Annotated in this window: 12 protein-coding genes; all 12 read left to right on the top strand. The window is 25.2% G+C overall.

The genetic code is table 11. The annotated features are described in order from the left end of the window. Positions 1 to 347 precede the first annotated feature (347 nt). Positions 348 to 812, top strand: a complete 465-nt coding sequence (locus ABGF45_RS05675) for a DUF234 domain-containing protein (protein ID WP_134744253.1) — start codon at positions 348 to 350, stop codon at positions 810 to 812. A gap of 13 nt (positions 813 to 825) precedes the next feature. Next, a complete protein-coding gene (locus ABGF45_RS05670) occupies positions 826 to 1,467 on the top strand; it encodes an alpha/beta hydrolase (protein ID WP_134744254.1) in 642 nt (213 codons plus the stop codon). A gap of 40 nt (positions 1,468 to 1,507) precedes the next feature. Beyond that, positions 1,508 to 2,035, top strand: coding sequence for an NUDIX domain-containing protein (locus ABGF45_RS05665; protein ID WP_134744255.1), 528 nt, complete (start codon positions 1,508 to 1,510; stop codon positions 2,033 to 2,035). Positions 2,036 to 2,055: 20 nt separating this feature from the next. Further along, a complete protein-coding gene (locus ABGF45_RS05660; RefSeq protein WP_134744256.1) occupies positions 2,056 to 2,499 on the top strand; it encodes a GNAT family N-acetyltransferase in 444 nt (147 codons plus the stop codon). 2 nt (positions 2,500 to 2,501) lie between these two features. Continuing rightward, on the top strand, positions 2,502 to 3,269 hold the full coding sequence (locus tag ABGF45_RS05655) for a nucleoside phosphorylase (RefSeq protein ID WP_134711418.1): 768 nt from the start codon (positions 2,502 to 2,504) through the stop codon (positions 3,267 to 3,269). Between the two features lie 230 nt (positions 3,270 to 3,499). Then, a complete protein-coding gene (locus ABGF45_RS05650; RefSeq protein ID WP_134711419.1) occupies positions 3,500 to 4,051 on the top strand; it encodes a GNAT family N-acetyltransferase in 552 nt (183 codons plus the stop codon). Continuing rightward, positions 4,035 to 4,211 carry a hypothetical protein gene (locus ABGF45_RS05645; RefSeq protein WP_167554122.1) on the top strand — a complete coding sequence of 59 codons (177 nt, stop codon included), beginning with the start codon at positions 4,035 to 4,037 and terminating at the stop codon, positions 4,209 to 4,211. Before ABGF45_RS05650 ends, ABGF45_RS05645 begins: the two co-directional genes overlap by 17 nt. 63 nt (positions 4,212 to 4,274) lie before the next feature. Continuing rightward, the gene (locus ABGF45_RS05640; RefSeq protein WP_134744257.1) at positions 4,275 to 4,901 is read left to right on the top strand and encodes a hypothetical protein; all 627 of its coding nucleotides are present in this window, start codon (positions 4,275 to 4,277) and stop codon (positions 4,899 to 4,901) included. A gap of 140 nt (positions 4,902 to 5,041) precedes the next feature. Continuing rightward, complete coding sequence (locus tag ABGF45_RS05635) at positions 5,042 to 5,725, top strand: response regulator transcription factor (protein WP_134711421.1); 684 nt, start codon at positions 5,042 to 5,044, stop codon at positions 5,723 to 5,725. Further along, the gene (locus ABGF45_RS05630) at positions 5,725 to 6,933 is read left to right on the top strand and encodes a sensor histidine kinase KdpD (RefSeq protein WP_134711422.1); all 1,209 of its coding nucleotides are present in this window, start codon (positions 5,725 to 5,727) and stop codon (positions 6,931 to 6,933) included. Before ABGF45_RS05635 ends, ABGF45_RS05630 begins: the two co-directional genes overlap by 1 nt. A 145-nt stretch (positions 6,934 to 7,078) precedes the next feature. After that, on the top strand, positions 7,079 to 7,747 hold the full coding sequence (locus tag ABGF45_RS05625) for an ABC transporter ATP-binding protein (RefSeq protein ID WP_134711423.1): 669 nt from the start codon (positions 7,079 to 7,081) through the stop codon (positions 7,745 to 7,747). A gap of 1 nt (position 7,748) precedes the next feature. Next, positions 7,749 to 10,397 (top strand): ABC transporter permease, encoded by a 2,649-nt coding sequence (locus tag ABGF45_RS05620; protein ID WP_134744258.1) that lies wholly within the window; start codon positions 7,749 to 7,751, stop codon positions 10,395 to 10,397. The last annotated feature ends 22 nt before the right edge of the window (positions 10,398 to 10,419 follow it).

Below are 10,419 nucleotides of genomic sequence, written 5' to 3'. Positions count from 1 at the left end.
AATATTATAATACATGATTTTCAAAAGGATTTACCTGTAATATTAAGAAATCATTGTAATACATGACTATTTTTAACCTTTTTTACCTGTAATATAAAAAAATTATTATAATACATGATTTTCAAAAGAATTTACCTGTAATATTAAGAAACAATTTGTAATACATGATTATTTTTAACCTTTTCTCAAGGAGCTACTAAATTAAATGAGATTGGAAATAAGTTAAAATTAGCAACCAGTAGCTTAAATTATTACTTAAATTCATTAATTGAGTTAGGAATAATTGAAAAAATACTCCTGTATTAAATAGAAAATCTAAAGGATCAATCTATTTAATAAGGGACACAATGTTTTATTTTTGTTATAAATTTGTTCAAAAGAATTTAAATCTTATTAATTTAGATATGGGTGAGTTAGTTTATAACAAGTCTATAAAAGACAATTTAAATGATTACACGGGAAAAGTTTTTGAAAAAATTTTTATAGAATATTTTGAAGAAAGATTTAAAAGAGGATTATCACCAATTTTTCCAGATGATTATGGTAATTGGTGGGGAAATGATAGTAGATTGAAGAAAGAATTAGAAATTGAAATGATTGCTTATGGAGATGATGGAAAATATTTATTTTTAGAAGCAAAGTGGAAAAATGAGTTGATTGATAAATCGGTAATTGATAATTTAGTTGAAAAATACTTAAATTTTTCTTATAAAGAATCCTTTTATTTGATAACGAGTTTATCAGTTTTTAGTAAAATGGAAGTAGGAAATAATGTAGAATTGATAAAGTTAGAAGATATGTATAATATATAATAAGGAGTTAATTATGAAAAAAATATATATGCTTTCAGGATTGGGGGCTAAAGAGGAGTCTATATTAGAATTTAACAAATTCTTAAATAGTCAAAATTATGAAATTATTTATATAGACTTGCCAGGACAATATTCTAATTTAAATATTAAAATAGAAAATAGAGAAGATTTTGTAAATTGGATAAAGTCAGTTATTCCTTGTAATTCTCTTGTTATGGGATATTCATTAGGATCGGATTTAATATTAAAATTCATAGATGATATTAACCCTAAATCTACTATAATACTTGATGGTGGAGTATTTGGAAATGATTTTATGCAAACAACTTTAGAAGAAGAAAAAGAGTGGAGTAGAAATTATATTAAGCAAAACAATTTAGATATGAATCCTGATACTGTATGCTCACTTTTTGACTTGAGATTTGATCAATATAAAGATATATTTTCGATAAATACGGAAAAAGACATTTTATTACTTTTATCAGATACACCAAAAGAAGCATATGACTATAAGTTAAACAAGGTTAAAAATTACAATAAACTTGATAGAAAAAATATTGAAATTGTATTTATTGAAAATACAAATCATGATTTTTATAGTGAAAAACCTGAAGAAATTGGTAAAGAAATAGTTAGATATTTGGATAAATTTTGATTGTGAAAAATTATATTTTTGTATAAGGATGGATGATTAGATGAAAGAATTAAATATATCATTGCAAGATACTCAATGGGATTTTACCTATACAGATCATGATAGAGATATTGTAAGAGCTATAGTTATAGATAATGAAGAAAATTATTATTTTGTTAGAGTTGAGAGAGATGATGATTTCGGTAAAGCAACACTTATTGAAACAGCAGGTGGTGGAGTTGAATCAGGAGAAAATTTTGAAGAAGCAATAGTTAGAGAACTTAAAGAAGAATTAGGCGTTGAAGTAGAGATTATAACTAAATTAGGAGTAGTAAAAGATTTTTATAATTTGATTCATAGACGAAATATTAATAATTATTATTTGTGTAAAATTAAGTCATTTGGAGAAAAAGAAATGACAGACTCGGAGATAAATGATTTTCATTTATCTACCTTGAAATTAACATATGAAGAAGCTAGAAGAGAGTATGTTAAATGTTCAAATACAAGATTGGGAAAGCTTATTGCTGATAGAGAAATACCTGTTTTGGAGCATGCTACAAAAATTTTGGAAAATGAGATTTATTAAAACTTTCTAGGAGTAATATTTTGAAAATAATAAAATATTCTAATAAGTATAAAGAAGATTTACATCAAATGATTAAAGAAGCAAGGATTAGTATTGGACTTAACTCAAATCTAAGAGAAGATTTATATGATATTAATAAATATTATATTGATAAAGGTGACATGTTTTGGTTAGTGGTTAATCAAAAAGAAGAAGTTTTGGGTTGCTTAGGATATTCGAAAATAGAAAATAAAGAAGAAGCTTTTTTACATAGATTTTATATAAAACCATCTATGAAAAGAAGGGGGATAGGTACTAAACTTCTGGCGTTTGTAGAGGATTACTTAAAAAATAAAGGGATTAAGACTTTAAGAGTTCATTTGGGTGAAAGTAAAAAGAATTGGTATGAGTCATATTCTTTTTATCCTAAAAATGGATATAAAGAATATGAAGATAGGTACATGATGAAGGAGATAATAGGATAAAAATGACATTAATAAAAAATGAAATTCCAATTTTGGAATATGATGATAATCAAAGTGCAGTTATTATGCCAAATCATGAAAATTTGAAATTAGAATTACCCGAAAAATGTGTGTTTGCATTTTTAGAAGATGAAATAGATAAATTCGCCGAAAAAAATAGAGCATGTAAAGTTTCTGAATTTATATCTTGTACTAAAATATATCCAATTTATGTTGTAAAATATGAAGGTGAAGAAATTTGTTTAGTTCAGGCACCAATGGGTTCAGCTTCATCAGGGCAGATTTTAGATTGGTTGATTTCTTATGGGGTAAAAAAAATAATTTCGTCAGGAACTTGTGGTGTTTTGATTGATTTAGATGAAAATAAGTTTATAGTTCCTATAAAAGCTTTAAGAGATGAAGGTACAAGCTACCATTATATAAATCCTTCTAGGTATATTGAAATAAATAAAGTTGCATTGAAAGCTATTGAAAAGACACTAATAGAACATGGATTAGAATATGTCGAGGTTTTAACTTGGACTACTGATGGTTTTTATAGAGAAACTCCTGAAAAAGTTGCTTATAGAAAAGAAGAAGGATGTGCTGTTGTTGAAATGGAGTGTTCGGCTTTAGCGGCTGTAGCACAATTCAGAAATGTAATTTGGGGGCAAATTCTTTTTACTGCAGATTCATTAGCAGATATCGAAAAATATGATGCTAGAAATTTTGGAGAAGACTCTTATGAATATGCCTTAAAATTATGCTTTGATGTATTAAAAAAATTATGATTGCAGTTGAAAGATTCATTCCTAAATCTTTTAATAATTCTTGAGCATTTTTTTCAAAACTGGATCTAAACTAATATTTGTACTTACTTTTGTCATGGAAATAGAACTCCTTTTAATATATAATATTATAAAGTATTTAAAAACATAAATGATTTATGCGTATAATGTGCATGTTATACATGCTTGATATGCGTATTACATTCATGCACATAATTTTTAGGAGCTAAACTATGAATATAAAATTAATAAAACCGACAATAAATGACAAAGAAAAAATTATTGAAATGCTAAAAATATGGAAAGAAGATATTGAAAAAAATAAGACTAATGGTTCGCCATCGGCTATTTTTAGGAATATGGATGAAGATTTTCAATATTATTTGGATAATTTGGATAGAAAAGAAAATATAGATGAAGGTAAAGTTGCCTCTACCACACTTTTTTGTTATGACATGGATAGAAAAGTATTTGTAGGTGCGGTTAATATTAGACATTCATTAAATGAACATTTACTTCAATTTGGAGGACATATTGGAGATGGGATAAGACCTGATGAGAGACGAAAAGGTTATGCGACAGCTATGATAGGATTGGCACTTGAAGAATGTAAGAAATTAGGAATTGGTAAAGTGCTTATGACTTGTGATAAAACTAATATTGGATCAGCAAAATCAATTATTAATAATGGTGGAATTTTAGAAAATGAAGTATTAGAAGATGGAAAAATAGTTCAAAGATATTGGATTGATAACAAAGGTATAGATAATGTTAAGAGAAGCTAATTTAGAAGACGTAAATAATTATTTGGAATTTGCCTATAGGCTTTCTCAAGATTTTGAGAATTCTTTTTTTCCTACATATTTAGATGGTATAAAGACTAAGGAAGATTTTTACAATTCTGCATTTAAGTCTTTTGAAGATGAAAATTCAAAAATTTTATAATTTGAAATAGATGGAGAAGTTTTAGGATGGATTGATTTTTACTGGCTTCCAAGTGATCTATATTTGGGAATTAGAGTTTTTAACGTTAAAGAATTTAAAGGTAAATCTATTGAAGAATTTATTGAATACGCTAAACAATATTTTTCAAAATATACAATATTCTTTGGATTGCCATCAAAAAATATTGAAAGTGTAAATTATCTGAAAAAAATTGGTACTACAAAAGTTGAAGAAAACTATGTATATACTCTTAATTTTGAGGAGTATCAGCCTAAAGAATATGATGGAGAAATTATAAAAGTTAACGAAGAAAATTGGAATGATTTTTCTAATCTTCATGATAAAATTGAAGGAATTTATTGGAATTCTGAAAGATTATATAAACAAATATTTACTTTAACAAAAAATAATTGGAATATATACTTATATTATGAAGAAGGACAAGTTAAGGGGACTATTTATTTCGTATATACTCCATTACTTATGGAAATTTTTGGTGTGGATTTTCAAGATAATAAATTTGATAAAAAAATTATGAATAATTTATTAATAAAAGCTCTAAATGTATCAAAAAGTGATGGGCAAAAATATATGACTTATTTTGTAGGAGAAGAGGAAATAGATATTGTTGAAAAATTAGGATTTAAGTTTTTAGATAAGTATGAATTATATAAACTAGAGCTTAATTAACGTATTTCTATTGTAATCGAAATTATAATATTTAATTGAATTATATAAAGATTAAAAAATAAGAATTTTTCAATTAAAAAGTACATTTTAATAAATAAGATAAAATGATATAATTATAAAAAAATCTAAAGAGGTGAAATATGACAAGGATACTTTTAGTTGAAGATGATAGATCATTAAGCGTTGGGTTAGTTTATTCCTTAAATAAAGAAGGATATGATATAATTCATACTGAAAATATTTTACAAACAAAAAAAGTTTTAGAAGACGAAATATTTGATTTAGTAATTTTGGATGTTACACTTCCTGATGGGGAAAGCTTTGAATTGGTTCCAAATATTAGAAAAAATAAATCTACACCGATAATATTTTTAACTGCGAAAGATGAAGAAGAGGATATAATTAAAGGATTTGATAATGGTGGAGATGATTATATTACTAAGCCATTTAGTCTAAAAGTTTTACATGTAAGAATTAAAAGATTATTGGAAAGAACTGTTTCTGTAAGTGATATGACTAGAGTTTCAGGTGAAATTAAAATAGATGTGCCTTCACTTAAAGTTTATAAAAACGATAAAATGATAGATTTAACGCATTCAGAATATAGACTACTAAATTATTTTATGGATAATTATAATTTAGCATTGAGTAGGGAAAACATACTGGAATTTTTATGGGATTCAGATGCTGAGTTTCAAGCATATTCTACTATTTCCGTATATGTAAATAGAATTAGAGAGAAGATTGAGGATAATCCAAGTGAACCAAAATATTTAAAAACTAAAAGAGGAATAGGTTATATTTGGTCGGTGGAGGTTAAATAATGGTTCTACTAAAGGGAAAAAAATATTTTACAATTGTTATTGTAAATATATTTATAATATTTTGTGTTGCAGTACTTGTAACTCAATATTTGGATTATAGAACAAGTAAAAAAAGATTAATTATAGAAAAAACCCTAATAAAGCAAATGCGTAGATATGAAGATATGACCGGAGTAAATATTTATGAAAAATTAAAAAATGAACCTGATGAAAATTTAATAAATGAAAAGTTGACAAAATTAAATGATGCAAGATATGGATTTATAAATTTTAGAGGGCAATTATTTTCGTTAAGATTGGTTTATATTTTATGTATAGTAACAATTGTATTTTTAATTTTACAATTAATTAACTTTATTTTTATAAAAAGAAATCAAAAAAAATATATAAAAAAGATTGATAAATTTATAGATTCATTGCAAAATAAAAGATTTGATTATCAGCTGAAAGAAAATGATGATAGTGTTATTTCCAGCTTAAATAGCAGATTCAATAAGTTGGGATTATCTATAAAGAGTAATTATGATTCCTTAGAAAAAGAGAAGGAAAAATTGAAGGATACATTAGTTGATATATCCCATCAAATAAAAACTCCATTAGCCTCTTTAATGATGAATAATGAAATTATAATGGATTCAAACAATCTAGAGAAAAGTCAAATAGAATTTTTAAATTTAAGTCAGTCTCAAATTATTAGATTATCTTGGCTAGTTTCATCTTTATTAAAAATAGCAAGATTTGATGCCAATTCAATTCAAATTAAAGAAGAAGATTTTAAGATATCTAATTTATCTTTAGGTTTTGAAGATGTTTTGTATGAACAATTAAAGAAAAAAAACTTGAAATTGATTCATAGTGGAGATTTGGATTCAGAAGTTAGACTGGATTTAAATTGGACTAGAGAAGCTTTACTTAATATTGTAAAAAATGCTACAGAACATGCATATGAGGGTACGAGCATTATCATTGATTATTTAGTAAATGTATCTATGATTAGAATAGATGTAAGTAATTTAGGTGAAAATATATCTAATGATGATATCACAAATATATTTAAAAGATTTTATAAATTAAGCAGTAATACTAATAAAGAATCTGTAGGAGTTGGTTTAAACTTATCTAAAAAGATAATTGAAGCTCAATTAGGAACGATTTCTGTTCAAAATGACAGTAATGGTGTTACATTTACAATATTATTTTTAAAATAAAAAATTAAAAATAAAATGATCTAAAAGTTAACATTTAGATCATTTTTGTATTTATAACAAAATTGTTATATAAATTTAATAATTATTTAAAAAATAAATGATATAGTATAAATATAAACTTGTTTTACGTTCTAAGGAGGAGAAGATGAAAGTAATACAAACTGTTAATTTAAATAAAACATATGGAAAGGGGGATACATTTGTACACCCGGTAAACAATGTGAATTTAGAGGTTGAAGAAGGGGAATTTGTTGCCGTAGTTGGAGCTAGTGGAGGAGGGAAATCTACATTATTACATCTTTTAGGTGGGTTAGATATACCGACAAGTGGAACTGTATATTTAAATGGTAAAGATATATATGCAATGAGAAATGATGAGAGAGCGATATTTAGGAGAAGAAATATCGGATTTGTATTTCAGTTTTTCAACTTAATACCGGTTCTTACTGCTGAAGAAAATATAAAACTTCCTACATCATTGGATAATATTGAAATTGATAAGGAAATGTTTGATGAAATTATAAAACAATTAGGGCTTACAGACAGGTTAAATCATTTTCCTTCTCAATTATCGGGCGGAGAGCAGCAAAGAGTTTCTATTGGAAGGGCATTGATAAATAAGCCATCCATAATACTTGCTGATGAACCGACCGGGAATTTAGATAAAAAAAATTCACAAGAAATTTTAAATTTATTGAAACTTTTTGGAAAAAAATATGGAATTACTGTGGTAATGATAACCCATGATTTAAGTCTTGCGGCAGCAGCTGATAGGATAATAAAAATTGAAGATGGAAAAATAATGGGGGCATAAGATGAAAATTATAAGTAAACTTAGTTGGAGGTATATTAAGAAAAATAAACTGAGAACTATTTTGACTTTATTAGGCATTATTATTTCTATTTCAATGATTACATCAATTGGAAATATAGCGTATTCACTAATAAAAGAAAATAGATCTTCGTACGAGAATGTGGATGGACCATATGATTTCAGGATTAAGGAATCAAATAGTAGTGAAGAAATGAAGGCTAATAATTTAAAAAATTTAGGAGGTATATATAAAATATCCAGAAAATATATTTCAAGGATACACACAAAAACTTCAGATTTAGGTATTGATAACTATATTGAATTTGAACACAGAAACGCTAATGAAGAATTTTATAATAAATATTTTCCTAAAGATAAGTTAATAGAAGGTAAGCTGCCTAAAAATGAAAATGAAATTTTAGTTCCATTTAATTTAAAATATATCGCACCGGGATTTGATAAAATAGGAAATACTGTAAAATTAGGTGTTCAAGAAAGTTTGAAATTTGATAATTTTTTTGATTATAATCCTACTTTTAATAAAAATTACATAAATAGGATGGAAAATAAACCACTTTTAAAGGGGAAAATAGAAGAAAAAAATTATAATAAAATTGATAAATCAAAATTAGTTAATATTGATGATATAAAAAAAATGACGGATGTATTTAATGGTGAGTATAAAGATTATAAAATTGTTGGCTTTATTAAAGAAGAGGTAAGAGATGGGAATTTTTTAGCTCATTTTGATGATGAAAATATTAATAGAGATAAACAAATATGTCTATTTTACGGAGATATACTCGGATTTGATAATAAGATACATGATAGATTTGATCTTTTTGGATTTTTTTCAAATTATGATAATTTAGATGAAAACTTAGATAAATTAAAAGAAATATCAAAATATGATGAAAACACAAGTGATTTAAATAATAGATTAGTTATAAGAAATGATTACATAAAATTAAAGGATATAACTCAATCTAGAGTTTTAGACACCCTGTTTAATGTAGCAATAACATTAATAGTGGTTGTATCGGTAGCAATTGTATTGTTTATATATAATATTTTTACTACAAATTATTTTGAAAGATTAAGAGATTTGGGATTACTAAAAGTTGTCGGATTTACAAACTTGCAACTATTTAAAATGGTTATGTTAGATTCACTATTTTATTTTGTAGTATCGGTTCCTTTAGGTTATTTTGTAGGAAACATAAGCATGAAAATTGTTTTTGAAATAGTAAACAGAATTATTAGGACAACATCTATAATTTTTACAAATAATATAAATGTTCATTTTAGTAAAGAAGTATTATTAGTATCGGTAATTGTAGGGTTTTTAGTTATATTTATTTCGAATATACTTTCAGCATTATTTGTATTTAATAAATCGCCAATTGATGCCTTAAATCAAGTTACTAAACAAAAGAAAAAGGTATATAAACCTAAAAAAAGAAGAATTATTAATAAATTATTTGGATATGATGGATTTTTAGCGTCAAGAAATATTGATAGGAATAGAAAAAGATTTATTATGACGACTATTTCAATTTCTGTAAGTGTAGTTCTTTTTGTTGTAATGTCAAGTATTATTAGCTTGTTTGATAATGATGTTGTAAAATCTATGGAAAACAATCAAAAAAATAATATTGTTCTTAGAACGAACAAAAAGTTTTCAAGAAATCTAGTTAGTGATATTTCTAAAATTAATGGAATTAACATAACAGAGGAAAAAGATTTGATAGAATTAAGAGGAAATATAAAAGGTAAAAATGTAAAAACTCAAAGTGATGTAGATTATATAAGGATTGAAGTGTTAGATGATAAAATTTTTGACTATCAATTTGGTAAAGATGAACAAAATGTCATCACAAATATAAAAAATTCAGCAGAAAATAGTGAAGCATTTAGCATTGAGATTATTCCTATAAAAGTTATTTATGATAAAGAGGGATTAAAACATGAACAAGAGCTTGTAAAAAATAGTGCTACGAACCTACATGTTAAAAACATAAAAAATTCAGATGATACAAGGCAATATGTACTTTATATTAGGAGATCCAACATTGAACAAATTTCAAAATTAGAGAAAAATGCCTTAAGTGCACAAACAGAAATTGGCATATATAGAACAAAATTTGACAATGAAACCAGTTATGAATTTTCATCAATAATGACAAAATATCCTAAGACATCAAGTGTATCATTAATTTTTCCTGTGATAAAAATTGCAAGATTATTTGTTTATGGATTTATAGGGTTGATATGTGCTATAGGAGCATTAAATATTATAAATTCAACTTATTCAAATACATTAACTAGAAGAAGAGAATTTGCGTTAATTAAAGCGGTAGGAATTAAAGAAAAAAGACTTCGAAAGATAGTTTTATTAGAAAATTTACTTTCAGTAATTATAGCTTCGGTTATATCTGTAGTATTTTCGCTAATTATATTTTATATAATGTATGGACAACTATTAAGCGGATTACCAATTTTGTATTCAAAAGAATTATTAAAAACATTTTCAATTTCATTTGGAACTTGGGGATTAGGAGTATTAATTGCATCTATATTAATTTACATTTCGGTTATAATACCTTATAATAGGATAAGTAAAGAAAATATTACTGAAATTTTAAAGTAGATTAGCTACAACAAGAGGAAAA

Origin of the sequence: Helcococcus sp. KG196 (genome assembly GCF_046035495.1) — a bacterium.
Classification (GTDB): Bacteria; Bacillota; Clostridia; order Tissierellales; family Peptoniphilaceae; genus Helcococcus; species Helcococcus ovis.
The sequence above is the reverse complement of the archived record's forward strand: the minus strand, read 5'-3'. Positions and strand labels throughout refer to the sequence as shown.